Raw genomic sequence first — 24758 nt, 5'->3', positions numbered from 1 at the left:
GAACCGCTGGGGCCGATGTCAGAGGGCTTGGGCTGTGCTGTGGGACTCGGGCAACCGGCGCTGTTACAAGCGGACGGCGTGGCCAGTGGTGATTGAGGCATGGAGAATAGGAGTGCAAAGCAATATGAGGGTGCGCACGTCGAGGCAAGCGCGATGCGGCAAGCCGCCGTCGCGCGACGTGCGACGCCATGTGGCATGGCGATGGCCGCCACGCGAGGGCGTGCGCGCCGGAGGACGGCGGAACTCGGGCCGGTGCGCGAACTAGATCAGTGCGCGAATCCGTCGGCGCGCGGTGGTTCTGACGGTGTCGAGGTGCTGATCGCCGATTTGCGGGGCGGCGGGCAAGGGTTCGGGGATCCACGACCGCGGCGTTTGTCCTGCATGGTTGGCGCGGGTCATGTCGCCACCGTAGCCTGACGCGACGACGAGGGCGTGACGCGCGAGGCAGGCGTAATCGAGTTTGACCGGATCGTCGTGCAAGCGAACGACGTATGCGAGATGGTGCATCAGCGTGTTGCCGTTGCGGTCGGGCGCGTTCGGATCGGCCCCGGCGGCGAGTAGGGCTTCAGCGGCGCCGCAGAGCCCGTGGAACGTGAGCAAGGCCGGCGCGGGCATACCTTCCCGATTCGATTGCGCGAGATTCGCGCCTTGACGCCTGAGCAGTTGCGCGAGTTGATGCAGCGAGTCGTGCGGATCCAGGGGATCGTGATCGGCGGTGTATAGGCGAAGCGCCTGCGCGCGCATGGCGACCACCGTCAGCGGCATGCCTTGGTCGTTCATCTGCTCGGGGCACGCACCGAGCTGGAGCAGGCGGCGCAGCCATTGTGGGGCGGTCTGGCTGCACAAATGCGTGAGGGGATTGCGAGGGGCCGTGGCGGTCGGGTTCGCGGGCGTGGCGTCGGTCTTGTCGCGCCCGACCGCCACCAGCACGCGGAGGATCTTGTCGATGCGCGCGCGACTTTTGGTGGTGGCTTCGCCGAAGACGTCGGAGCCGTCGAACACGCTCAGATAGCAGGTGGGAGAGGCGGCGTATTGCAGCCAGAGTTTCAGGCCTTCGTCGCTTCGCAACAAGGCGGCGTCGTCGGCGCGCAGTTGCCGCGCGAGCGCCGGCACCAGGAAGATGCCCACGTCAATCAAACGATCCAGCGTGCGCTCCTCCTCGGGCGTGGTGAGCAGGGTGGCCATTTGGGGGAACAACGGTCCGTTGGGGGAGGCGCTCTCGCAAGCGAGTCGTAGTTCGCGACCCGCATAGGCTTGGGGATCGACGAGCGCATGCCAGATATCCTGCGTGCGATAGTCGCGCGACCGCCTTGCCGCGAGCAGTTGACTGAGTGTCATGGTCGCCAACGACGCGGTGTCGCGAGGGTCGGTACGCCGCGCGGCCCCATTTCCGACGGAGGGCGGGGCAGGCGAGAGAATTTCGGGCGTGCTGGCGGCGGGAGACGGGATGGACGACGGACCGGGCATAGTCGTTGGACACGTGGCGGAGGGAAAACCGCATGGTGGCGCAGATGCCGTCGGGCCGTTTTGGCATTCGTGCCCCTGGATTATCGATGCTGAGCATGCTGGCGGACATGCGTGTTGGAAGCGGTGGGAATTACAATGCGGTATTCATGATGAATCACCAAGTGCCCGTATGACGCAGAAGCGCTTTCCCACCCCTGACACCGCGCCCTCCTTGGCGCAAGCGCAAGACCATGACGCTGTGATCGCGGCGACGCGTCATTGGCTCACGCGTGCGGTGATCGGGCTGAACCTTTGCCCGTTTGCGAAGGCGGTGCACGTGAAGGAGCAGATTCGCTACGTCGTGAGCGCCGCGCGCGACATGGAAGGGACGTTGCTCGATCTCGAACGCGAGTTGCAGTGGTTGGCGCAAGCCGATCCACAAGCCGTGGACACGACGCTGCTGATCATGCCGGGTGCGCTGCGCGATTTTCACGAGTACAACGACGCGCTGTTCTTCGCGCAGCGCATGCTCAAGTCGTTGCATCTCGAGGGCGAACTACAGATCGCGAGTTTTCATCCGGACTATCAATTCGAAGGTACCGCCCCGGACGACGTGGAAAACTACACGAACCGCGCGCCGTATCCGATATGGCATTTGCTGCGCGAGTCGAGCATCGATCGCGCGGTCGAAGCGTTCCCCGAGGCCGAGATGATCTTCGAGCGCAACGAAGCGCTCATGCGGCAGATGGGCGTGGCGGGCTATCACGCGTGGATGGCGCAGGCGGCGGAAGATGAAGATGGCGCGAATGATAATGCGGTCGATGGCGCGGCCGACGGCAGCCAAGCGAAGCGCTGAACCGCGGGGCGATCGCTCGCGTCCCGGTCGTGGTGTGGCGGGATGTCTCGTTAGGCCCCCAAAAATACCCCCGCTTGGGTCGGGAATAGGGGGTATGTCGTGCCAACGTGCGAGAAAACAAAAAACCCGCAAAGCTAATGCTTATGCGGGTTTTAAGGACTTCGTCATATCCAACGATTTAAGTCGCTGGTGCCGGAGAGAGGAATCGAACCCCCGACCTTCTCATTACGAATGAGCTGCTCTACCGACTGAGCTACTCCGGCGCTGCGAAGAAGTGAGATAATAGCAGACTTTGCCGGCTTGTCACTACCTTTGCCAAAGATTTTTTGCTGTCTTTGCGTGAGTCACGCGTAAATCTTTGAAATCTCAGACATTCCGCGCTTTCGTCGTCGCGAAGCATTTTTCCCAATCATGGGCTCGCTTCATGCGGCCTTCGCAACGACGATCACGCCGCCTTCATTCGTCCTATTTCACACCCGCTTCCAGGTGATAGCCCGTCACGCGCTCGACTTCATGCTTCGAGCCGAGGAACACCGCCACGCGCTCATGCAGTTTTTGCGGTTGAATCTCCAGAATGCGCTGCACGCCGTTCGTCGCCGCGCCGCCGGCCTGTTCGACCAGAAGGCTCATCGGGTTCGCTTCATACATGATGCGCAGCTTGCCTGGCTTGTCCGGATCGCGCTTGTCGGCCGGGTACATGAACACACCGCCGCGCGTGAGAATGCGATGCACGTCCGCCACCATCGAAGCGATCCAGCGCATGTTGAAGTCCTTGCCGCGCACGCCGTCCTTGCCTTGCAGCAACTCGTCGATGTAACGCTGCACCGGCGCATGCCAATGACGCTCGTTCGACATGTTGATCGCGAACTCCTTGGTGTCCTCCGGAATGCGCATGCCTTCCTGCGTGAGCACCCACGACCCCATCTCGCGATCGAGCGTGAAGCAGTTCACGCCGTGACCCGTTGTCAGCACCAGTACCGTTTGCGGGCCATACACCGCGTAACCGGCCGCGACCTGTTGCGTACCCGGTTGCAGGAAGTCCTTCTCGGTCGGATCCGTCACGCCGTCCGGACAACGCAGCACCGAGAAAATCGTGCCGATCGACACGTTCACGTCGATATTCGACGAGCCGTCGAGCGGATCGAACATCAACAGATACTCGCCCTGCGGATAACGGTTCGGAATATGGAAGACGTCTTCCATCTCTTCCGATGCCATCGCCGCCAAATGACCGCCCCATTCGTTCGCTTCGAGCATGATCTCGTTGGAGATCACGTCGAGCTTCTTCTGCACTTCACCCTGAACGTTCTCGCTGCCGGCGCTGCCCAGCACGCCGCCAAGCGCGCCCTTGGACACGGCATGGCTGATCGACTTGCACGCGCGCGCGACCACTTCGATCAGCAGGCGCAGCTCCGCAGGAATGTTGTCGAACTCCCGCTGCTGTTCGATGAGATATTGGGTAAGGGTCTTGCGCCGCATGTGGGCCTCCGGAAAAGCAAAAAAGCGTACCGATTCGAGATGGACGCAATTTTACTCGTAAAGACGCACTGCCCCCGCGAAAAATCCTTGGGGGCAGTGCAATTTCAGGTGTGGCTGAGGCAGGTCTCGGGGCTTTCCGAGAGACGACCGATCAGTCGAGACCGTCGAACAGGGCGTCGTCCGGGCCGATATGCGAAGGCGCGCGCCATGCGGCGTCGCGCATGCTGTGCTGCACCTGCTTGTCCACGCCGAGCAGGATCGCGAAGATCGCCATGCGCACCGGAATGCCGTTGTCGGTCTGGCGGAAGATCGCCAGGCGCGGGTCGTGATTCAGGTCCGTCGACAGATCGTTGGCGCCGGGCCGGCTGTCACGCGGCAGCGGGTGCATGATGATCGTGCGGGCGTCGCAGTACTGATTGATCAGCGCTTCGTTGATCTGGAAGTCCGGCGTGTAGCCCTCGATGGCCTCATCGGCGAAGCGTTCCTTCTGGATGCGCGTGGCGTACACCACATCCGCACCGTTCAGATCGGCGAGCGAGTGGCTCTGCACGATCACGTGACCGTTTTGCGAAATCTGATCGAGGATGTACGTCGGCATTTCCAGCGACGGCGGCGAGATCAACGTAAACTTCAGGCCGCGGTACAGGGCGAGCAGCTTGATGAGCGAGTGCACCGTGCGGCCGTAGCGCAGGTCGCCGACCATCGCGACATGCGCGCCGTCGACCAGCTTGCCCAGACGCGAGAATTCGCGCCCGATCGTGTACAGGTCGAGTATCGCCTGGCTCGGGTGTTCGCCCGGGCCGTCGCCGCCATTGATCACGGGAATGTTCGTGGCGCGGGCAAATTCGGCGACCGAGCCCTTTTCCGGATGACGTACGACGAGCGCGTCGACATATCCGCTCATCACGCGACTCGTGTCGTAGATCGATTCGCCCTTGGCCATCGACGAGAACGTGAAGCCGGTCGTGTCGCACACCGAGCCGCCCAGGCGGCAGAAGGCTGCGCCAAAGCTCACGCGGGTACGCGTGCTGGCTTCGAAGAACAGATTGCCGAGCACCGCGCCTTCGAGCACGCGCGAGATCTTTTGCCGGCGCGCAATCGGTTGCATGATATCGGCGACGTGGAACAGGGCTTCGAGCGAATCGCGCGAGAACTGGTCGACCGAGATCAGATGCGGCTTGCCGTCGAGGCCCATGCGTTCACGCAGCGGCTTGTGTGCGCTTTGCGTAGATTCCGAGGACGGGGCTTCGCGACCGAGGATTTCACCGACGAATTTCTCCACGATGCTCGGCATCGTGCGATATTCGCTCGAGTCCTCCGGCAGCAGCCAGGTGTCGAGGGCGCGCCGGCGAACGCCGATGCGCTCGGCGAAGCTGTCGCGGGTCATGTTCAGGCGACGCATCGCGTCGCGCAGGAAAGTCTGCTGTGCACTCATGGTCGGGTCGGCAGGGAGGTGTACGCGATGCGTATAATAGGCGTCGATTCGTTGTTTGTCCAGCAAAAGACGTGCCCCACGCGGGGCCGCGCCAGCCGGGCGTTTCCGGCATTTCCGGCGTATGCCGTACGGGTATGGAAAACCTTCTCCGCAAGCTAGACCTTACATCGTTGCGCCTTTTCGTGGCCGTGTGCCAGGAGCGGAGCATGGCGCGTGCCGCCGAGCGCGAATTCATTGCGCCGTCGGCGATCAGCCGGCGCATTGCCGACATCGAGGCGATCGTCGGCCTCCCGCTCATCCAGCGTCATCAGCGCGGTATTACCGTCACGCCGGTGGGTGAGACGGTGCGCCGCTACGCCGAACACATTCTCGGCACCATCGAATCGCTGGGCGCGGAGTTATCGCAGTTCCACGAAGGGGCGCGCGGGAGTGTGCGCATCGCGGCGAACCTGTCGGCCATCGTGCAGTTCCTGCCGGAAGATCTGGCCGCGTTCGGCCGTGTGTTTTCCGCCGTGGACGTCGAACTCGACGAGCAGCACAGCAACGAAGTGCTCCAGCGCGTGGCCGAGCGGGCCGTGGACGTGGGAATCTGCAACGCCGTCGAAGGCATCGAGGCGTTCACGATGGTGCCATACCGCCGCGACCGCCTCGCCGTGATTCTGCCCGCCGGACATCCGCTGGCCGCGCGTGCGGGCGAGATCCCGTTCTCGGCCTGTGCGGGCGAGACGCTGGTGGGCCTTCAAGGCAACAGCGCACTCACGCAGTTGCTGCGCCAGCAGGCGAGCGCGGCAGGGGCGCCGCTGCGGATCAAGATTCGCGTGTCCAGTCTCGACGCGCTGTGCCGCATGGCGCATGCGGGTCTCGGCATTGCCATCGCGCCCGAGCAGGTCGGTCAACTGTACGTGGGCAAGCTCGATGTGGTCGTGCGCCCGCTGACCGACGAGTGGGCGCATCGCCAGCTCTGGCTCGTGTTCCCCTCGCGCGAGCAGTTGAGTGCGACGGCGTCCGCCGTGGTGAATTTCCTCGCGCAGGGGCAGGCGGGATCCGGGCTGTAACGAGAACTCGCGACGCGCGAAGGCCTTTCATCGGCTCGCCGTCGGCATTCTGGCGGCCCGAGGCGCCCCCGGAACGGCTCACGCCGACGCACCGAACCGGCAATCCGCCGCGCGCGCTTCACTTCGCAAACGGTCACGCCTGCCTTGCCGAGACGGCACGGCAGGGCGCAAACCGCGCCGCTATGCTGTCTTCGGGAGCACGGTCCGGCTGCGACGTTCGTTTCGGTGGCTGCATTCGGTTCCTGTCCGACGTTCCGGTCATCGTGCGCGGTGCGCGGACTTGATGAATATCGTCATTTTTCGTAGTACATGGCAATGGTGACAGGCGCGGCGTCATTCGTGGCACAATTTCGCCCTCTTGCCTGTCGATTCATGGTTTATCCGATGCACCGGCCCCAGCGGGCGATGGCCTGCCGGTCGCCCCGGATGCCTCGGACAATGATCTGTTCGGCCATGACCGAACGGGCCCGGAGACGATTTCCATGCTATCCCCCGACGCTTCAATGCCTTCCATGCCTCGCGCCGCTCAAGCCCCCGCTGCGGCAACTCGCCTGACTGCCGGCGAGATATCCGCCCGCCTCGACCGTTTGCCCCCGACGCGCACCGTCTGGAAACTGGTAGTGCTGCTCAGCCTTGGTTTCTTCTTCGAACTCTACGACCTGCTGTACACGGGCTACGTTGCGCCCGGGCTGGTGAAAAGCGGCATCCTGACGCCCACGACATCGGGGCTGTTCGGGATGACGGGCGTGGCGAGCTTCATCGCGGCGCTGTTCACCGGTCTGTTCATCGGCACCATCGCCTGCGGCTTTCTCGCGGATCGGTTCGGCCGTCGCGCCGTGTTCACGGGCTCGCTGCTCTGGTACACGGTGGCCAACGTCATCATGGCGTTTCAGGACACCGCCACGGGTCTTAACTTCTGGCGCTTCGTGGTGGGGCTTGGCATCGGCGTGGAGCTGGTGACGATCGGCACCTATATTGCCGAACTCGTACCCAAGCAGATTCGCGGTCGGGCGTTTGCGTGCGAACAGGCGGTCGGCTTCACCGCCGTGCCGGTCGTTGCGCTGCTCGCTTACTGGCTCGTGCCGCGCGAGTTCCTCGGTCTGGAGGGCTGGCGCTGGGTGGTGCTCATCGGCGCCCATGGTGCGGTGTTCGTCTGGTGGATTCGCCGGGCGCTGCCGGAGAGCCCGCGCTGGCTGGCCCAAAAGGGTCGTCTCGACGAGGCGGACCGCGTCTTGTCAGAACTCGAAGCGAAGGTCGCCCGCGAATACGGCAAACCGCTGCCGCCCCCGGGCGAGCCGGAGCGGGTCGCGCCGAAGGGCGCGTTTCGCGACATGTGGGTGCCGCCGTATCGCAAGCGCGCGATCATGATGATTCTGTTCAACATCTTCCAGACGGTCGGCTTCTACGGCTTCGCCAACTGGGTGCCGACACTGCTCATCAAGCAAGGGATTACCGTGACGACGAGCCTGGCGTATTCCAGCGTGATCGCGCTGGCCGCCCCCGTCGGTCCACTGATCGGGCTGTGGATGGCCGACAAGATCGAGCGCAAGCACGCCATCGTCTGGACGGCCGGTATCGGTATCGTGTGCGGAATCGCGTTCTCGCAGGTAACGTCGTCGTTCCTGCTCGTGGCGATGGGGATCGGCCTGACACTCGCGAACAACATCATGTCTTACAGCTACCACGCGTATCAGACCGAACTGTTCCCCACAGGGATCCGGGCGCGCGCCGTCGGCTTCGTCTATTCGTGGAGCCGCTTCTCGGCGATCTTCACGGCGTTCCTGATCGCCGCCGCGTTGCGCCATTTCGGGGTGACCGGGGTGTTCGTGTTCATCGCGTGCGCGATGCTGATCGTCATGCTCGCCATCGGCCTGATGGGGCCGCGCACGCGTGACATCGCGCTGGAGAAGATCTCGCAGTAAGGCATGGCGCCGCGTGCCGACGCGGTCATTCCCCGCATGCTTCCGGAGGCGCCGATCATGACGGATCTGCAAACAGAAGCGGCCTACGAGGCCAACGCCGTTCGTTACAACGAGGACTGGCGCAACCAGCCGCCGCCGGACGACATGTACGCCCTGATGTTGCGCCATTTCGTCCCCGGTGGACGCACGATCGATGTGGGCTGCGGCAACGGACGCGATGCCGCCTGGCTCGCGCAGCAAGGGTTCGACGTGGTGGGCTCCGACAGTTCTCCCGCACTCATCGAACTGGCGCGTCAATCGTTTCCGTCGGTGACGTTTCACGTCGGGTACCTACCGGAACTGGAAGGCGTGACGACGCAGTTCGATAACGTGGTGTGCGAGACGGTGCTGATGCATCTGCCCGCGAATGAAGTGCCGCAGGCGGCCGCCCGGCTCTGGGCGCTCGTGCGTCCTGGGGGCGTCCTTTACGTTTCATGGCGCGTCACCGAGGGTGACGATCTTCGCCATGCAGACGGACGGCTCTATAGCGCCTTCTCGCCCGACGTGGTGCGCGCAGCCCTTCACGACGGCGTTGTCCTGCAGGAGGAAGACGTCACCAGCGCCAGCTCCGGTAAGCGAGTGTGCCGTCTGGTCGTACGTCGCCCGGCCTGAGACCGCGCATGGCCATCGGCCGCACGACGCCGCGTCAGAGCAATTCGATTTCCGGTAACGTGAGCAGGCTCGTCTCGCGCATGAGCGAGACGAATTCGCCGATATAGGGACGCGCGGTGATCGCTGGCAACGTTGCCGCCCAGAGTTCGGCGGTGAGCCCCTGCGGCGTGATCGGGCGCGCACTTACATAGCGTCGCTCGAGATACCCCGTGACGGCCCACAGCGGCAGGGCCGCCAGCCCGCGTCGGCTGGCGACCAGTTGCAGAATCGCCACCGTCAACTCGGTGGTGCGCCGCGTCGGTTCGATCCCTGCGGGACGCAGCACCTGACGCACGATATCGAGCATGTCGTCGGGCACGGGATAGGTGATGAGCGTTTCGTCACGGAAGTCCACGGCGTCGAGATACGGTTTGCCGGCGAGCGGATGGTCGTTCGCCATGAGTGCCATCATCTGGAAGCGGAACAGCGGGTGGAAGTCGACCGCTTCGCCTTCCTCACGTTCGGAAATGATCGCCAGATCGGCGCGGTCCTGATGCAACAGCCCGATAGGGTCGGCATGAAAGCCCGACACGATATCGAGTTCGACTTCCGGCCAGCGTTGCCGGAAGGCATCCATCGCAGGCATCAGCCAATCGAAACAGGTGTGGCATTCGACCGCGATGCGCAGCGTGCCCTGGGTGCCTTGTGCAAGCCGCGTGAGGTCGCGGCCCGCTTCGTCGACCGCCGGCACGACGTCTTCCGCCAACGCCAGCAGCCGCTTGCCCGCAGGGGTGAACACCAACGGCGACGACTTGCGCACGAACAGCGGCAAGCCATAGAAATCCTCCAATGCCTTGATCTGATGCGAGAGCGCCGACTGCGTCAGGTGCAGCCACAACGCCGCACGCGAAACGCTGCCCGTATCGCGCAGCGCGAGCAACGTCTGCAGATGGCGAAGTTCGATGGGTGTGCGTTGCATGAATAAAATTAATAATAAATGGCAAAAACTTTCGTTTGAATAATACACGGATGGCCCGGATACTGCCAGCCTGAACGGGCATTGCCCGTAGACGACGACTTCGCCACATCGCACGCTTCCCGGAAGGACACCCCCATGGCTCAGGCTCACGTACTCGGATTGCCGCGCATCGGCGCACACCGTGAACTCAAATTCGCCGTCGAGGCGTACTGGCGTGGCGAGATGAGCGCCACGGCGTTGCAGGAGACCGGGCGGCAGATTCGCGCGGCCAACCGGCGGGCGCAGCGCGAGGCGGGGCTCGACTGGATCACCGTTGGCGACTTCCATTGGTACGACCACGTGCTCTCGACGCTGGCGCTCGTCGGCGGGCTGCCGGCGCGCTTTGGCAGGGCGCCCGCAGCGCTGAGCCTCGACGACTACTTCGTCGCTGCGCGGGGCGATGCCGGCCAAAGCGCGATGGAAATGACGAAGTGGTTCGATACGAATTATCACTATCTCGTGCCGGAATACTCGCCGCAGACGCGTTTCGGCGAGGGCACCGAGTGGCTGTTCGACGACGTGGCGGAAGCGCTGGCCGAGGGCGGAAGTGTCAAGCCGGTGTTGCTCGGCCCGCTTTCGCTGCTGTACCTGGGCAAAGAAAAGAACGGCCTGGCCGACCGTCTTTCGTTGCTGCCCGACCTGCTCACGCAATATGAGCGGGTGCTGGCGCGCCTGAAGACGCAAGGCGTGACGTGGGTGCAGATCGACGAGCCGATCTTGGCGCTCGACCTGCCCGAGCCGTGGCGCGACGCCTTCACGCCTGTGTATCACCGTCTCGCGCCCGTCGCCCCATCATTGCTGCTCGCCACGTACTTTGGCGATGTCAGCGAACACGCGGCGCTGCTGGCGGCGTTGCCTGTGACCGGGGTGCATCTCGACGGCGTGCGAGCACCGAAGCAACTCGACACATTCGCCGCGCAGTGGCCGCAGGACAAGGTGCTGTCGGCGGGCGTGGTCGATAGCCGTAACGTCTGGCGTTGCGATCTGACAAAGGCGAGGGCGTTGCTCGCGCCGTTGGCGGATGCCCTTGGGGACCGGCTGTGGGTGGGGTCGAGCGGCTCGCTGATGCACTGCCCGGTCGATCTGGCGAGCGAGGGGCGTCTGGACAAGGAAGTGCGCACGTGGCTCGCGTTCGCAGTGCAGAAGCTTGGGGAAGTGACGCTGCTGCGCCGCTCGCTGGACGCCATGGCGTTCGCGAGTGCCGACGTCAGCGAGGCCTTCGTCGCCGATGCGGCCGCGCAGGCCGCGCGCCGAACGTCGCCGCGCATTCACAACAGCGTGGTGCAGAAGCGCCTGGCGGCGCTCACCGACGCGGATGCACGCCGCGCGTCCGACTATCCGGCGCGTGCCGGCGCGCAGCGCGCGTGGCTCAAGCTGCCCGTACTGCCGACGACGACCATCGGATCGTTCCCGCAGACGCCGGCAATTCGTCGGGCGCGTGCCGACTTCAAGCGTCGCGCCCTCTCGCATCTCGATTACCTGGAGACGATGCGTGCGCAGATTCGTCTGGCCGTCGAGCAGCAGGAAGCCTATGGACTCGACGTGCTCGTGCATGGCGAGGCCGAACGCAACGACATGGTCGAGTACTTCGGCGATCTGCTGTGGGGCTTCGTGATCACCGAGCAAGGCTGGGTGCAGAGCTACGGTTCGCGCTGCGTGAAGCCGCCGGTGATCTATGGCGACGTATATCTGCCCGAGCCGATGACCGTCACCTGGAGCGCTTACGCGCAGCAACTGACCGACAAACCGGTCAAGGGCATGCTGACCGGGCCGGTGACGATGCTGCAATGGTCGTTTGTGCGCGACGACCAGCCGCGCGAACGCACCGCGTTGCAGATCGCGCTGGCACTGCGCGAGGAAGTGGCGGCGCTGGAAAAGGCCGGCGTGCGCGTGATTCAGATCGACGAACCCGCGTTACGCGAGGGGCTGCCGCTGCGCGAGGGCGATTGGCCGTCGTATCTGGCGTGGGCGGTGCGCGCGTTCCGCGTGTGCTCATCGGGCGTGGCCGACGACACGCAGATCCATACGCATATGTGCTATTCGGAGTTCCACGACATTCTGCCGTCGATTGCGGCGCTCGATGCCGACGTGATCTCCATCGAGACCACGCGCTCCGACATGGAACTGCTTGGCGCCTTCGAAGCCTTCGCGTATCCGAACGAGATCGGACCGGGTGTGTACGACGTTCACTCGCCGCGCGTGCCGTCGCAGGCGGAAATGGAGCGTCTGATCGAGGCGGCGCTCGCTCGCATTCCGGCCGAGCGTGTGTGGATCAATCCCGACTGCGGTTTGAAGACCCGAGACTGGGCGCAGGTCGATAGCGCGTTGACGAATATGGTCGCCGCCGCCAATGCCGTGCGCAAGCGTCTGTCGGCGGGGCAGCGGCAGGCGCTGGCTGCCTGACGTCGCGCTCATCTCCTGCTTGGTGCATTCCTGACAAAACAAAACGCCGCTGATGCAGGGGGGCATCGGCGGCGTTGCTTGCTTGCGGGGGGGCAGCTCAGGGCCGCTCAGGCGAGCGATTTTTCGACGATCTCGCGCACATCCTTCGACAGTGCCGCGTGCTGTGAGACTTGCTGCAACGCCTCGCGCATGCGCTCGCGCAGGGCGGGTGTGTATTTGCGCCAGCGGTCGAGCACGCGCGCCAGCCGGGCGGCCACCTGCGGGTTCAGCGCGTCGAGCGCGAGGACCTGCTCGGCCCAGTATCGGTAGCCGGAGCCGTCGGCCGCGTGGAACTGCGCGGGATTGCCGCTGCAGAAGCTGAAAATCAGCGAACGCGCGCGGTTGGGGTTCTTCAGCGTAAAAGCCGGATGCCCCATGAGGGCGCGCACGCCGTCGATCACGCAATGGCTGCCGTCGCCTCGTTGCATGGCCTGCAGCGCGAACCACTTGTCGATGGCGAGCGGCTCGTGCTCGAAGCGCTGATAGAAGTCAGCCAGCACCTCGGCGGCATGGTGCGACCCATGTGCCGCGTCGCTCTCGCGCGCAGCGCCGCCGCGTTGAACGAGCGCGGTGAGCGCGGCAAAACGATCGGTCATGTTGTCGGCCGAGTCGTATTGGGTACGCGCGGTCTGCGCGATACCGGCATCCGACAGTTCCATCAGGTACGACAGCGCGAGGTTCTTCAGCGCGCGCTCGCCCGCCGAGGCGGCGTCCGGGCGGTAGGCCCCCGGCACGCGATGGTTGTGATACGCGGCGAGCCACTCGGTGTGCAGCGATGCGGCCAGACGCTGACGCAGATACTGACGGGCCGCGTGAATGGCCGCCGGGTCGATTTCCGTCATCTGCTCGCCGAGATACGATTCGGCCGGCAGCGTGAGCGCTTGCGCGCGGAACGCCGGGTCGAGCGTCTCGTCGCGCAGCACCTGACGGAAGGCTTCGAGCACGTAGCTGTCGACGCTCGGCAACTGGCCCATCTGAATCGATTCGACGAGCGCCAGCAACTGACGCGTGGCCAGCCGCTGTCCCGCCTCCCAGCGGTTGAACGGATCGCTGTCGTGCGCCATCAGGAACGCGAGTTCGTCGATGGTGTACTCATGCTCGACGATCACCGGTGCCGAGAAACCGCGCAGCAGCGAGGGCATCGGGTTGTGCGACACGTCGACGAACGTGAAGCTCTGGCGCTCCTGCGTGAAGTCGAGCACCTGCGTGGTGGCCGCCGGCGCATCGCCGGGCTCACCGGCCAGACACAGCGCCATGTCGCGACCGTCGCGATCGAGCAGGCCGACGGCGAACGGAATATGGAACGGCTGCTTGACGAGCTGGCTGTCCTGCAACTCCACGCCGACCTTCGGGCAGCGCTGGGTCAGCGTGAGGGTATAGGTGCGCGCGGCCTCGTCATAGGCGGCTTCGACGCTCACGCGCGGCGTGCCGGCCTGGCTGTACCAGCGGCCGAACTGCGTGAGATCGCGTTGATTGGCATCGGCCATCGCGGCGCGGAACTCGTCGCACGTGACCGCCTGCCCGTCGTGACGCTCGAAGTACAGGTCCATGCCCCGGCGGAAGCCCTCGCGCCCGAGCAGCGTCTGATACATGCGCACGACTTCGGCGCCCTTCTCGTAGATGGTGACCGTATAGAAGTTGTTGATTTCGACGTAGCTCTCGGGACGCACCGGGTGCGCCATCGGACCGGCGTCTTCCGGGAACTGGGCCTGGCGCAGCACGCGCACGTCATCGATACGCTTGACGGCGCGGCCCGACTCGGAGCCCATCATGTCGGCCGAGAATTCCTGATCGCGGAACACGGTCAGACCTTCCTTCAGGCTCAACTGGAACCAGTCGCGGCAGGTCACGCGGTTGCCGGTCCAGTTGTGGAAGTACTCGTGGCCCACCACGGCTTCGATGTTGCCGAAGTCGTCGTCGGTGGCGGTGGCGGCATCGGCCAGCACATACTTCGTATTGAAGATGTTCAGGCCCTTGTTCTCCATCGCGCCCATGTTGAAGTCGCTCACGGCCACGATCATGAAGCGGTCGAGATCGAGCACGCGGCCGAAGCGCTGCTCGTCCCACCGGATCGAGTTGACCAGCGAATCCATCGCATGCTCGGTCTTCTCCAGGTCCTGCGGCTGCACCCAGACCTGGAGCAGCTTCTCGCGGCCGTCGCCGGCGACGAGGTGCTCCTCGCGGCACACCAACTGACCGGCGACCAGCGCGAACAGGTAGCAGGGCTTCTTGAACGGGTCGTCCCAGACGGCGAAATGACGGCCGTCGGGCAGATCGCCCTGGTCGATCAGGTTGCCGTTGGCCAGCAGCACCGGATACGCTTCGCGATCGGCGCGCAGCGTCACGGTGTACGTTGCCATCACATCCGGACGGTCGAGGAAGTACGTGATCTTGCGAAAGCCCTCGGCTTCGCATTGCGTGAAGAAGTTGCCGCCCGAGACGTACAGCCCCATGAGCGACGTATTCTCCTGCGGGCGACAGCGCGTGACGAGCGTGAGGTCGAACGCCTCGGGGGGCGCGTCGACCGTGAGCGTTTCCTCTCCGGTGCGGTAGCCGGGCCAGGGCTTGCCGTCGAGTTCGAGACTCACCAGTTGCAGGCCTTGGCCCACCAGCTCGAGCGCGCCACCGGGACCCGCCGGATTGCGGTGGACCCGCATTCGGCTGGTGACCGTGGTGACGTCGGGGGCGAGGTCGAAGTCGAGTTGGACGGTGTCGATCAGATACGCCGGGGGCGTATAGTCGGAGCGTTGGATGACACCTGCGAGGTCAGTTCTGAGCATGGACGGTGTTTTGCGGACGGCCAAGGATTTGCAAATTGTAACGGAGTGGCGGCGCCTTGGCGTTCAGGCGAGCGATTTGCTGAATTTTGCTTCAGTGTCGCCGTCAAAGGTTTCGGATGTGCGCGCTGCGCCGTCCTATGCTTAAATCGGCGCGAAGGGTGCACCGCGGTGCGCCCGGCCTCTTACTGGAGCCGTTGATGATGGGGAAACGATGGGCCCTGGCGACGATGGCCGTCGCCACCGTCTTGTTGGCAGGGTGTGCCAGCACGGTCACGAGTCAGGTGACCGCGTTCGGCGATTCACCGGGCTTCGACGGCCCGAGAACTTACGCGCTCACGCGCACGCCCGAACAGCAGAATAATCAGGAGCACGCGACTTACGAGCAGTGGCTGCGAACGCGTCTGGCCGGAGACGGCTTCAGCGAGCGAAGCCCGTCGAGCGCGCACTATCTGGTCGGCATGAGCTATGGCATCACCCAACAGGTGATGCGCGTGGCCGAGCCGGTCTACGACCCGATGTTTGCGCCCGGCCCGTGGGGGCCGTGGGGACCCTGGGGACGTCCATGGGGCGGTTACGGCTATCCGTTCGGCGCGCCGCCGGCGTATGTTCAGCGGGATTACGCGTATGGGCTGGCCGGTTTGCAGGTGCGCTTCACGGACCGTGCGAGCGGCAAGGAGGTCTACCGAGTACAGGCCAATACCAGTGACGCGGGCACGTCGCTGGCTTCCGCCATGCCGTACCTGATCGACGCCGCGCTCAGGCAGTTGCCGTTGCCTAGCGGGCGCACGATCAATGTCGAGCAGAAGGTCGGGCGCTAGGCGGGCGTCAGGCGGGCCGCGGGCGGGAAGGGGATAGGTTGCCAGGGAAGAGACCCGGCGGACGTCGGGCGGTCATCCAGAGATCACGCCGACGAACGGCATGCGACAGACTTACGCCAAGGCGAGGCGACGTGTCTTCGAGACGCGCGACTCGCCTTGGCGTTTGCCGTTTACTGCATCAACGTGATGATGCCGAGCACTGCGAAGATCACGGCGGCCACGGCGTGTACGGTCTTGGTCGGCAGACGGCCGGCGAATTTGTGGCCCACGAGCACGGCCGGCACGTTGGCCAGCATCATGCCGAGCGTGGTGCCGGCCACCACGCCGAAGAAGTCCTGGTAGCGTGCGGCGAGCATCACCGTGGCGATCTGCGTCTTGTCGCCCATCTCGGCGATGAAGAACGTGAAGACGGTCGTCACGAACACACCGAACTTGCGGCGCGTGGTGGTCTCTTCGTCATCGAGCTTGTCGGGGATGAGAATCCAGATCGCCATGCCGAGGAACGACGCGACCACGGCCCACTTCATGATGGCGGGACTGATGGCCGTGGACAGCCATTCGCCGACGGCACCGGCAAAGCCATGATTGACGAGGGTGGCGACGAGAATGCCAAGAATGATCGGCACGGGCTTCTTGAAGCGCGCGGCGAGCACGAGGGACAGCAGTTGGGTTTTATCGCCGATTTCAGCGAGCGCGACCACACCGGTCGAGACGAGGAAGGGGGACATCGTATTTTTTATCTCCGCCGGGCCGTGAATACGCGAGCCAATGACCATGCGTCCCGGCCCGGATGGCGGAAGCATCGTCATCGGTCTCGCCAGGCCCGAGGGCTGCGCACGCCATAGCCGGAATCGGCCAAGTCTGTTGACGTACGCCCCTGCCGAAGACAATGGTCTCTGACAGGGCGGCTACTCCCCAATGAATCGGAGCGGATTATAGCATTCGTCGCGTGACGGGGGCATGACGGGGGCGTGTTGTCCGCTGGATGGGGGCTCGTCGGGCACTTGATGGGCGCACACCCGGCAAGGAAAAAAGGGCAGCCGATCGGCTGCCCAAGGAGATCCCCGGCCGCATGCCCCTTGCGCGCGACCGGTGACCGCGAGGGAATGCGCGTCGTGCCAAGGCGACGGCGCGCGTTCTCTCGCGTTAGACGTGACGCTCCGTGATGTCTCACAGCGTCTTGCAACGTCTCGCAGCGTCCCGAATGTCCCGAACAACCTGAACGATCCGAACGATCCGAACGACCGTGCGGACGCGTCAGTGCGTCAGTGCGTCCGCGCGGCGATGCACCGGCTGGCCGGCGGCGTAGGTCGTGGCGATGGCACGATCGTCGCCAAGCATGGCGAATGCGAACAGCAGCTCTTCGAGCGAATCGGCCAGTGCCGTGCGACGGGCGAGCAGCGGGGTGGCCTTCGGGTCGAGCACCACGAAGTCGGCCTCGGCGCCCACGGCCAGCGTGCCGATGGTGCCGTGCAGATCCAGCGCGTGCGCGGCGCCTTCGGTGGCCAGGTAGAACATGCGTTCGGCCGAGAGGTGATAGCCCGACAACCGCGCCACCTTGTGAGCCTCGTTCATCGTCTGCAGCATCGAGAAGGTCGAGCCGCCGCCCACGTCGGTCGCGAGCGTCACTGGCATGCGGCTCGCTTCCGCCGCCGCGAAGTCGAACAGGCCACTGCCGAGGAACTGGTTCGACGTCGGGCAATGCGCGGCGACGGTGCCGGTCTCGAACATGCGCCGACGGTCATGCTCGTCGAGCCAGATGCAATGGCCGTACACGGCACGCTTGCGCAGCAGCTTGTAGTGGTCGTACACGTCGAGATAGCTGCGGTGCCCCGGGAACAGCGAGCGTACCCATTCGACCTCGTCGGTGTTTTCGGCCACGTGGCTCTGGATGAACACGTCCGGATACTGCGTGGCGAGTTCGCCGCAAACGCCCAACTGGGCTTCGGTCGACGTGGGTGCGAAGCGCGGCGTGAGCGCGTAGAGCTGGCGTCCGTGGTTGTGCCAGCGCTGAATCAGTGCCTCGCTGTCGCGTGCGCCGCTCTCGGCCGTGTCGCGCAGGAAGTCGGGGCAGTTGCGATCCATCATCACCTTGCCGGCGATCATGCGCAGATTGCGCGCGTCGCTGGCCTTGAAGAACGCATCGACCGATCCGGGATGCACCGTGCAGTACACGAGCGCGCTCGTGGTGCCGACGCGCAGCAGTTCGTCGAGGAAGAACTGGGCGACGTCGGCCGCATACGCCGGATTCTCGAAACGGCGCTCGGTCGGGAACGTATACTTCTCGAGCCATGGCAGCAGTCCCGGCGCGGGCGACGCGATCATGTCCGTCTGCGGGTAGTGGATGTGCGTGTCGATGAAGCCGGGCGTGACGACCTTGTCGCGCAGATCTTCGATCGGCGTGCCGTCAGGCAGCGTGGGGGCCACCTTCGCGTAGTCGCCCACGGCGGTGATGCGCCCATTCTCGAAGGCGACGAGGCCGTCAGTGTGGTGCACGGTGCCGGGCGAGCCGTCGAGATAGGCGCGCGAGGGATCGTGCGTGAAGTAGACCAGCTGCGCGCGCACGGCGCGCAGGGCTTGGTGTGTCGTGGACATGTACAGGGTCCTTGCGTCGTTACATTTGCGTGAGCAGCAGCACTGCCAGCGCGGCGACGATCCACATCGCCGGCTTGATCTCCTTCACGCGTCCCGTGAACAGCTTGAGTACGACGAACGCGAGGAAGCTATAGGCAATACCGTCGGTGATCGAGTACGAAATCGGAATCATCACGACTGCGATGAAGCTCGGAATCGCTTCGTCCATGCGGTGCCATTCGATGCGCGCCACGGACTCCATCATAAACACCCCGACGAGGATCAGCGCCGGGGCCGTCGCGATGGCGGGCACCAGCGAGAGCATCGGGGACACGAACAGGAACGGCAGGAACAGCAGGGCGCAGACGACGGCGGTCAGCCCGGTGCGTCCGCCTTGCGCAATGCCGGCGGCCGATTCGATATAGGCGTTGGCCGGGCTCGTGCCGAGCGGGCCGGAGATCAGCACCGAGAACGAATCGACGATCATGGCCTGACGCATATTGCGCGGATTGCCATCGCGATCCTTCATGTTACCGGCCTCGGCAATGCTCATGAAGGTCGAGAGCGTATCAAAGAACGCGGTGAAGAGCATCACGAAGATGAACGGCAGGTACGCGACCTTGAGCGCACCCAGCAGGTCGAGCTGGCCGATCCCCGAGAAGTCGGGGGCGGCGAAGAACCCATGGAAGTTCACCAGCGTGGCCGTGGCGATTTCCTTGGGGAAGTACGCGCTGCCGTCGCCCCACAGACGTCCGACCGGAATGGCCATGAGCGTGGTCGCGATGATGCCGATCATCAGCGCACCGTTCACGCGGCGCGCGACGAGCACGGTCGTGATGGCCAGCCCGATGAGGAACGTGACGGTCGGCGGCGACAAGTGGGCCAGCCGCACGACGGTGACCGGGTCACCCACCACGAGCCGGGCGTTGACGAGGCCGATCACGGTGATGAACAGGCCGATGCCGCACGAGATCGCATAGCGCAGGTTCGCCGGAATCGCCTCGACCACGAAGCGTCGCACATTGAGTGCGGCGAGCAGCGCGAAGAGGATGCCCGACCAGAAGACGCAACCGAGTGCGGTCTGCCACGGCATGCCGACGCCGTGCACCATCGTGAACGCGAACAGCGCGTTCAGCCCCATGCCCGGCGCGACCAGCACCGGATTGCGCGCGTAGAGCCCCATCGCGCAACTGCCGAAGAAGCTGATGAGCACCGTAGCGGTCAGGGCCGCCGGGAACGCCATGCCGGTCTTCGACAGAATGGCCGGGTTGACGACGATGATGTACATCGCAGCAAGGAACGTCGTGATACCCGCGATCACTTCCGTACGGAACGTCGATCCGAGTGCGGTGATGCCGAAATATCGGTCGAGGGTCGAGACAGGTTGCGCGCCCGCCACGCGCGTGCTGTCGTGGGCCGCTTCGGGCGCGGCACTGCCCGCAGGAGGGCTGAGCGATGAGTCCATGGGGTGTTGTCTCCGATGTTCTAAGGTGTCGTGCTCGCAGGACGCCGCAGGTGTGGGGGCACCGCGTGACGCCTATCTGGGCACGCTCGAAAAATAGCATCGGGCCCCGGCGAAAATATTCCCCTTGCGGCATGTTCCACATCATCGCGAGATGATGTGGCGATGCATGGGGGCGCGGTGTGCGTTGCGCCGGAATAAAAAAAAGCCCGAAGGGCCTTCGGGCGTTGTGGGGAGCGGTGGTGTCCGGGGCGGCCGGTCGACGGGGCGCGGCTAACGCTTACCCCACCTGTGCGGCGCGTAAACGCGCTAATTCGTCCACCAGACGCCGTTTTTCGCTGTCGTCGATAAACGAGGCTTCGAAACTATTCCTTGCCAAGGTGTAAGCGTCGTCGAGCGTCATGTCCAGCGCGTCGAACGTGGCGAGGAAGTTCTGATTCAGGTAGCCGCCGAAGTAAGCCGGGTCATCCGAGTTGATCGTGACGGCCAGTCCGCGCTTGAGCAACGCGTGCAGCGTGTGCTGACCCATATGGTCGAACACCTTGAGACGGATGTTCGACAGCGGGCATACCGTCAACGCGATCTTTTCCCGGGCCAGACGCTCGAGCAGCGCCTCGTCTTCAATGGCGCGAACGCCGTGGTCCACACGCTCGACGTGCAGCACGTCCAGCGCCTCGTGAATATACGCGGGCGGCCCTTCTTCCCCGGCATGCGCCACGAGGTGCAGCCCCAGCTCGCGGCACCGCGCGAACACGCGCGCGAATTTGGCGGGCGGGTGGCCCTGCTCGGACGAATCGAGGCCGACGCCGACGAGCCGGTGCCCGTGGCTGTTGAAATACGGCAGCGCCGTTTCCAGCGTTTGCAGGGCGTCCGCTTCGGGCAGATGACGCAGGAAGCAGAGGATCAGGCGGCTTGTGATGCCGTGCTGCGCCTCGGCTTCGGCCAGTGCGCGTTCGATGCCGTGGATCACCGTCGCCATCGACACGCCGCGCGCGGTGTGCGTCTGCGGATCGAAAAAAATTTCCGTATGGCGGATATTGTCGGCGGCCGCGCGCGCAAGGTAGGCGCGCGTCATGTCGTAGAAATCGTCTTCGGTGAGCAAGACGCTCGCGCCCGCGTAGTAGATGTCCAGGAACGACTGCAGATCGCTGAAGGCATAGGCGTCGCGCAGCGCCTCTACACTCGGGTAGGGCAGCGTGACGTGGTTTCGCTCGGCGAGCCGGAAGATCAGTTCGGGCTCCAGCGTGCCCTCGATATGCACGTGCAGCTCCGCCTTGGGCATGGCGCAAAGGGTCTTGGCGAGTTCGGGCGTGAGTGGCATGACTAGGTCTTGATGAGGGGGATGGGCGGGATTCTACCGTCGCCCGCGACAGTCGGTCACCCGGTGTCCCAGGCGCCAGGGGGCCTTCAAACGTGGACGCCGGTGTCCTGCGACGCGGCCGGTCCGCTGTGTTGCATCTGTTGCTCGCGCACACGCAGCAGTTGCGCGGCGACCGCGATCGCGATCGTCGCCGGCGCCTTGCCGGTGATGCCTGCCACGCCGATCGGGCAGATCATCTGCGCGAAACGCTCCGGCGGCACCCCGCGATCGCGCAGGCGATGCTCGAACTGACGGCGTTTGGTCATCGAGCCGATCAGGCCGAAGTAGGCGAAGTCGTTGCGCTTGAGAATGGCCTCGCACAAGCGCTGATCGAGTGCATGGTTGTGCGTCATGACAAGGAAATACGCGCCCGGTGGCGCCTCGGCGACGAGGGCCTCGGGGGTGTCGGTCGACTCGACGACGGTGTTCGGCGGCACCGTTTCCGGGAAGGTCTCGGTCCGCTCGTCGGCCCAGGTGACGCGGCACGGCAGCGTGGCCAGCACCTGCACGATGGCCTGTCCGACGTGACCGGCACCGAACAGCACGATCTGGAAATCGCTGGGCGCCAGCCGCTCGCTCAGCCAGAGCCAGCCGTCGCTGGCTTGCCAGAACGAGCAGGCGGCGTCGTCGGCGTCGCGGGTCAACGTGTGCGGATGCGCGAGCGGTTCGCTCGGGTCGAGTGCCGTGAGCAAAACGGCGCCGCCTTGCTGCTGGCTGGCCGCCGCATCGGCCCCGGGCGCGCCGAACGCCACGCTGCGCAAGCTGGCCTCGCCGGCTGCGAGCCGCTTGTGCAAGGCACTCACCCAGGCCAGATCGGCCAGCGTAAGCACCTCGAAGGCGAGGGTGACCGCACCGCCGCAGCACTGCCCGAGGCTCGGGCCGAGCGCGAAACGCTCGACGTGCCGCGCGCCTTGCTGTCCGTACTGGCGCAGCAACTGGCGCGCGACGTCCATCGCCCGCCATTCGAGATGGCCGCCGCCGATGGTCTCCCACACGTGCTCGCGCGTCACGAGCAGATGCGTGCCCGCTTCGCGCGGCGCGGAGCCTTCCACGCGCGCGATCGTCACCAGTACCGCGGCCTCGCCGCGGACCAGCAGCTTGTGGGCGGCGTCGACCCAGCGATGCATCAGGCGGCGCTCCGCGTGCGCAGCTCGGTGATCGCCGCGAGCAGCGCCTCGGACGTTGCCGGCGCATTGAGCACCGGCTCGTCGCGATAGTCGTTCACGCTCGCCACCGCGTCGCGCAACGCGTTGAACACCGAGAACGGCAGCAGCAGCGGCGGCTCGCCTACGGCCTTGGAGCGGTGGATGGAATCCGACACGTTCGTGTTCTCGAACAACGCTACGCGGAAATCCGTTGGGCAATCGCTGATGCCGGGGATCTTGTACGTGGACGGCGCGTGCGTCATGAGCTTGCCCTCCTGGTTCCACCGCAGTTCTTCCGTCGTCAGCCAGCCCATGCCTTGAATGAACGCCCCTTCCACCTGCCCGATGTCGAGCGCGGGGTTGATCGATTTTCCCGCGTCGTGAAGCACGTCGGCGCGCAGCAGACGCCATTCGCCGGTGAGCGTGTCGAGCACCACCTCGGAGACCGCCGCGCCGTAGGCGAAGTAGAAGAACGGGTTGCCGTTCATGCTCGCGGCGTCCCACGACAGGCCTGGCGTGGCATAGAAGCCGTCGGACCACAATTGCACGCGGGCCCAATAAGCCGCTTCCACCAGATCGGGGAAGGGGATGTCGTGGCCGTTTACGCTCACCACGTCGTTGGCGAACTGCACGTCGTCGGGCGCACCGCCGTACTTCTGCGCGGCAAACGCGGCCAGACGCTGGCGAATTTGCCACGCGGCGTTCTGCGCGGCCTTGCCGTTCAGGTCGGCGCCCGTCGAAGCCGCCGTGGCCGACGTGTTCGCCACCTTGCTGGTGTCGGTCGCCGTCACGCGCACGTGCGAGAGGTCAACGCCCAGCTCGTGCGCCACGACCTGCGCAACTTTCGTGTTCAGGCCCTGGCCCATCTCGGTGCCGCCGTGATTGACCAGCATCGAGCCGTCGCGATAGATGTGCACCAGCGCACCCGCCTGATTGAAGGCCTGCACGTTGAACGAAATGCCGAACTTGAGCGGGGTGAGCGCGAGGCCCTTGCGCAGCACGGGACTCGTGCGGTTGAACGCGCGCACGGCGTCGCGACGTGCGCGGTACTCGCTCGTTTGCTCCAGTTGCGCGACCAGTTCGTGAATGACGTTGTCCTTGACGACCTGCCCGTACGGCGTGACGTTGCGCTCGGTCTTGCCGTAGAAGTTCACGCGGCGTACGTCGAGCGCGTCTTTGCCCAGGCGCCGTGCGATGGCGTCCTGCACGACTTCCATGATGAGCGCGCCCTGCGGGCCGCCAAAGCCGCGAAACGCCGTGTTCGACTGTGTGTTCGTCTTGCCGCACAGCGCGCGCAGGTCGGCGTCCGGCACGAAGTAGGCATTGTCGAAGTGGCAGATGGCGCGCGTGGCGACCGGTCCCGACAGGTCGGCCGAGAAGCCGGCGCGCAGCGTCATGTCGACCTTCGCCCCCGTGATGCGGCCATCGTCGTCGAAGCCGACGTCGTATTCGTAGTAAAAGCCGTGGCGCTTGCCGGTCATCATGAAATCGTCGTCACGATCCAGACGCAGCTTGACGGGGCGTTTCAGACGCGTGGCGCACAACGCGGCGACACAGGCAAACAGCCCCGACTGCGATTCCTTGCCGCCGAAGCCACCGCCCATGCGACGGCATTCCACCTGCACCTGATGGCTGTGCCAACCCAGTGCGTGCGAGACGAGCGCCTGCATCTCGGTCGGGTGCTGCGTCGAGCAGTAGACGTGAATGCCGTCGTTTTCCTTCGGAATCGCGTACGAAATCTGCCCTTCGAGATAGAACTGCTCCTGCCCATTGCACTCGAACGTGCCGCTCACACGGTGCGGCGCGGCTTGCAGCGCGGCGTCGGCGTCGCCACGGCGCAGTTGATAGGGCGGCAGCACGCTGGCCCCCGCGGCCTTGGCGGCCTGTGGCGTGAGAATGGCGGGCAGGTCTTCGTATTCTCCCTTGGCCAGACGTGCGGCGCGGCGGGCCGCGTCATGCGATTCGGCCACCACGGCGAACATCGGCTGACCGATGTACTGGACAAGGCCGTCCGCGAGAATCGGGTCGTCGTGAACGACCGGACCGCAATCGTTCACGCCGGGAATGTCGGCGGCGGTGAGCACCGCGACCACGCCCGGCGCACGACGCACGGCGTCGAGATCGAGCGAGAGGACACGCGCATGCGCCTTCGGAGACGCCCCGAGCGCGCAGTGCAGCGTGCCTTGCAGTTCGGGGATGTCGTCGGTGTAGGTGGCTTCGCCGGCCACGTGGAGTTCGGCCGACTCGTGAGGACGCGAGCGGCCCACCTGCGCACTGGCGCCTGCCGTGGCACCGGTCTGCGTCATGAAGCCTTCGACTTGCGTGTTCATGGGCAA

17 protein-coding genes, 1 tRNA gene and 1 riboswitch are annotated in these 24758 nt (G+C 65.0%); of the genes, 6 read left to right on the top strand and 12 right to left on the bottom strand.

The genetic code is table 11. The annotated features are described in order from the left end of the window. Positions 1 to 261: 261 nt before the first annotated feature. Positions 262 to 1338 carry a hypothetical protein gene (locus PSO31014_RS19605; RefSeq protein ID WP_150553148.1) on the bottom strand — a complete coding sequence of 359 codons (1077 nt, stop codon included), beginning with the start codon at positions 1336 to 1338 and terminating at the stop codon, positions 262 to 264. A gap of 340 nt (positions 1339 to 1678) precedes the next feature. Here PSO31014_RS19605 and PSO31014_RS19600 point away from each other — a divergent pair, with 340 nt between their 5' ends. Then, positions 1679 to 2302 (top strand): DUF1415 domain-containing protein, encoded by a 624-nt coding sequence (locus tag PSO31014_RS19600; protein WP_174976593.1) that lies wholly within the window; start codon positions 1679 to 1681, stop codon positions 2300 to 2302. A gap of 187 nt (positions 2303 to 2489) precedes the next feature. Here PSO31014_RS19600 and PSO31014_RS19595 read toward each other — a convergent pair. The 3 genes from PSO31014_RS19595 to PSO31014_RS19585 form a co-directional block, all read right to left on the bottom strand. Continuing rightward, a tRNA-Thr gene (locus tag PSO31014_RS19595) sits at positions 2490 to 2565 on the bottom strand. Positions 2566 to 2767: 202 nt separating this feature from the next. Next, positions 2768 to 3781 (bottom strand): class 1 fructose-bisphosphatase, encoded by a 1014-nt coding sequence (locus tag PSO31014_RS19590; RefSeq protein ID WP_150553146.1) that lies wholly within the window; start codon positions 3779 to 3781, stop codon positions 2768 to 2770. 151 nt (positions 3782 to 3932) lie between these two features. Beyond that, positions 3933 to 5216 (bottom strand): aspartate carbamoyltransferase, encoded by a 1284-nt coding sequence (locus PSO31014_RS19585; protein WP_026131998.1) that lies wholly within the window; start codon positions 5214 to 5216, stop codon positions 3933 to 3935. A gap of 134 nt (positions 5217 to 5350) precedes the next feature. Here PSO31014_RS19585 and PSO31014_RS19580 point away from each other — a divergent pair, with 134 nt between their 5' ends. From PSO31014_RS19580 to PSO31014_RS19570, 3 genes are all read left to right on the top strand, one after another. Continuing rightward, the gene (locus tag PSO31014_RS19580) at positions 5351 to 6271 is read left to right on the top strand and encodes a LysR substrate-binding domain-containing protein (protein ID WP_026131997.1); all 921 of its coding nucleotides are present in this window, start codon (positions 5351 to 5353) and stop codon (positions 6269 to 6271) included. A 503-nt stretch (positions 6272 to 6774) separates the two neighbouring features. Further along, complete coding sequence (locus PSO31014_RS19575) at positions 6775 to 8193, top strand: MFS transporter (RefSeq protein ID WP_150553145.1); 1419 nt, start codon at positions 6775 to 6777, stop codon at positions 8191 to 8193. A 57-nt stretch (positions 8194 to 8250) separates the two neighbouring features. Continuing rightward, positions 8251 to 8844: a class I SAM-dependent methyltransferase gene (locus tag PSO31014_RS19570; protein ID WP_150553144.1), complete on the top strand. Its 594-nt coding sequence runs from the start codon at positions 8251 to 8253 to the stop codon at positions 8842 to 8844. A gap of 34 nt (positions 8845 to 8878) precedes the next feature. On the opposite strand, the gene PSO31014_RS19565 is transcribed toward PSO31014_RS19570, so the two are convergent. Further along, a complete protein-coding gene (locus PSO31014_RS19565; protein ID WP_150553143.1) occupies positions 8879 to 9802 on the bottom strand; it encodes a LysR family transcriptional regulator in 924 nt (307 codons plus the stop codon). Between the two features lie 135 nt (positions 9803 to 9937). Between PSO31014_RS19565 and metE the strand changes: the two genes are divergently transcribed. Beyond that, on the top strand, positions 9938 to 12244 hold the full coding sequence (gene metE / locus PSO31014_RS19560; protein ID WP_150553142.1) for a 5-methyltetrahydropteroyltriglutamate--homocysteine S-methyltransferase: 2307 nt from the start codon (positions 9938 to 9940) through the stop codon (positions 12242 to 12244). A gap of 107 nt (positions 12245 to 12351) precedes the next feature. Here metE and pepN read toward each other — a convergent pair whose 3' ends face one another. Further along, positions 12352 to 15063: an aminopeptidase N gene (pepN, locus tag PSO31014_RS19555; protein WP_150553141.1), complete on the bottom strand. Its 2712-nt coding sequence runs from the start codon at positions 15061 to 15063 to the stop codon at positions 12352 to 12354. A gap of 197 nt (positions 15064 to 15260) precedes the next feature. Here pepN and PSO31014_RS19550 point away from each other — a divergent pair, with 197 nt between their 5' ends. Then, positions 15261 to 15881, top strand: coding sequence for a DUF4136 domain-containing protein (locus PSO31014_RS19550; RefSeq protein WP_174976592.1), 621 nt, complete (start codon positions 15261 to 15263; stop codon positions 15879 to 15881). Between the two features lie 170 nt (positions 15882 to 16051). On the opposite strand, the gene PSO31014_RS19545 is transcribed toward PSO31014_RS19550, so the two are convergent. The 6 genes from PSO31014_RS19545 to xdhB all read right to left on the bottom strand — a co-directional run bounded on the left by PSO31014_RS19545 (position 16052) and on the right by xdhB (position 24752). Next, positions 16052 to 16609 (bottom strand): TMEM165/GDT1 family protein, encoded by a 558-nt coding sequence (locus PSO31014_RS19545; RefSeq protein WP_130027900.1) that lies wholly within the window; start codon positions 16607 to 16609, stop codon positions 16052 to 16054. Between the two features lie 16 nt (positions 16610 to 16625). Further along, positions 16626 to 16810, bottom strand: a riboswitch (yybP-ykoY riboswitch). A 328-nt stretch (positions 16811 to 17138) separates the two neighbouring features. Then, on the bottom strand, positions 17139 to 18476 hold the full coding sequence (gene guaD, locus PSO31014_RS19540) for a guanine deaminase (RefSeq protein WP_150553139.1): 1338 nt from the start codon (positions 18474 to 18476) through the stop codon (positions 17139 to 17141). A 19-nt stretch (positions 18477 to 18495) separates the two neighbouring features. Beyond that, on the bottom strand, positions 18496 to 19920 hold the full coding sequence (locus PSO31014_RS19535; RefSeq protein WP_246176882.1) for an NCS2 family permease: 1425 nt from the start codon (positions 19918 to 19920) through the stop codon (positions 18496 to 18498). Positions 19921 to 20197: 277 nt separating this feature from the next. Beyond that, positions 20198 to 21238, bottom strand: a complete 1041-nt coding sequence (locus tag PSO31014_RS19530; RefSeq protein ID WP_150553138.1) for an adenosine deaminase — start codon at positions 21236 to 21238, stop codon at positions 20198 to 20200. A gap of 86 nt (positions 21239 to 21324) precedes the next feature. Next, positions 21325 to 22404: a xanthine dehydrogenase accessory protein XdhC gene (gene xdhC, locus PSO31014_RS19525; protein WP_150553137.1), complete on the bottom strand. Its 1080-nt coding sequence runs from the start codon at positions 22402 to 22404 to the stop codon at positions 21325 to 21327. Next, positions 22404 to 24752: a xanthine dehydrogenase molybdopterin binding subunit gene (gene xdhB / locus PSO31014_RS19520; RefSeq protein ID WP_150553136.1), complete on the bottom strand. Its 2349-nt coding sequence runs from the start codon at positions 24750 to 24752 to the stop codon at positions 22404 to 22406. Before xdhB ends, xdhC begins: the two co-directional genes overlap by 1 nt. Positions 24753 to 24758: the final 6 nt, after the last annotated feature.

It is taken from the genome of Pandoraea soli, assembly GCF_902459595.1.
GTDB classification, from domain to species: domain Bacteria; phylum Pseudomonadota; class Gammaproteobacteria; order Burkholderiales; family Burkholderiaceae; genus Pandoraea; species Pandoraea cepalis.
The sequence above is the reverse complement of the archived record's forward strand: the minus strand, read 5'-3'. Positions and strand labels throughout refer to the sequence as shown.

Bases quoted from the DNA above. Each gene is read 5' to 3' on its own strand.
- PSO31014_RS19605 (WP_150553148.1), bottom strand. From the start codon at position 1,338: ATGACACTCAGTCAACTGCTCGCGGCAAGGCGGTCGCGCGACTATCGC.
- PSO31014_RS19590 (WP_150553146.1), bottom strand. From the start codon at position 3,781: ATGCGGCGCAAGACCCTTACCCAATATCTCATCGAACAGCAGCGGGAG.
- PSO31014_RS19585 (WP_026131998.1), bottom strand. From the start codon at position 5,216: ATGAGTGCACAGCAGACTTTCCTGCGCGACGCGATGCGTCGCCTGAAC.
- PSO31014_RS19580 (WP_026131997.1), top strand. From the start codon at position 5,351: ATGGAAAACCTTCTCCGCAAGCTAGACCTTACATCGTTGCGCCTTTTC.
- PSO31014_RS19575 (WP_150553145.1), top strand. From the start codon at position 6,775: ATGCCTTCCATGCCTCGCGCCGCTCAAGCCCCCGCTGCGGCAACTCGC.
- PSO31014_RS19570 (WP_150553144.1), top strand. From the start codon at position 8,251: ATGACGGATCTGCAAACAGAAGCGGCCTACGAGGCCAACGCCGTTCGT.
- PSO31014_RS19565 (WP_150553143.1), bottom strand. From the start codon at position 9,802: ATGCAACGCACACCCATCGAACTTCGCCATCTGCAGACGTTGCTCGCG.
- metE (WP_150553142.1), top strand. From the start codon at position 9,938: ATGGCTCAGGCTCACGTACTCGGATTGCCGCGCATCGGCGCACACCGT.
- pepN (WP_150553141.1), bottom strand. From the start codon at position 15,063: ATGCTCAGAACTGACCTCGCAGGTGTCATCCAACGCTCCGACTATACG.
- PSO31014_RS19550 (WP_174976592.1), top strand. From the start codon at position 15,261: ATGATGGGGAAACGATGGGCCCTGGCGACGATGGCCGTCGCCACCGTC.
- PSO31014_RS19545 (WP_130027900.1), bottom strand. From the start codon at position 16,609: ATGTCCCCCTTCCTCGTCTCGACCGGTGTGGTCGCGCTCGCTGAAATC.
- guaD (WP_150553139.1), bottom strand. From the start codon at position 18,476: ATGTCCACGACACACCAAGCCCTGCGCGCCGTGCGCGCGCAGCTGGTC.
- PSO31014_RS19535 (WP_246176882.1), bottom strand. From the start codon at position 19,920: ATGGACTCATCGCTCAGCCCTCCTGCGGGCAGTGCCGCGCCCGAAGCG.
- PSO31014_RS19530 (WP_150553138.1), bottom strand. From the start codon at position 21,238: ATGCCACTCACGCCCGAACTCGCCAAGACCCTTTGCGCCATGCCCAAG.
- xdhC (WP_150553137.1), bottom strand. From the start codon at position 22,404: ATGCATCGCTGGGTCGACGCCGCCCACAAGCTGCTGGTCCGCGGCGAG.
- xdhB (WP_150553136.1), bottom strand. From the start codon at position 24,752: ATGAACACGCAAGTCGAAGGCTTCATGACGCAGACCGGTGCCACGGCA.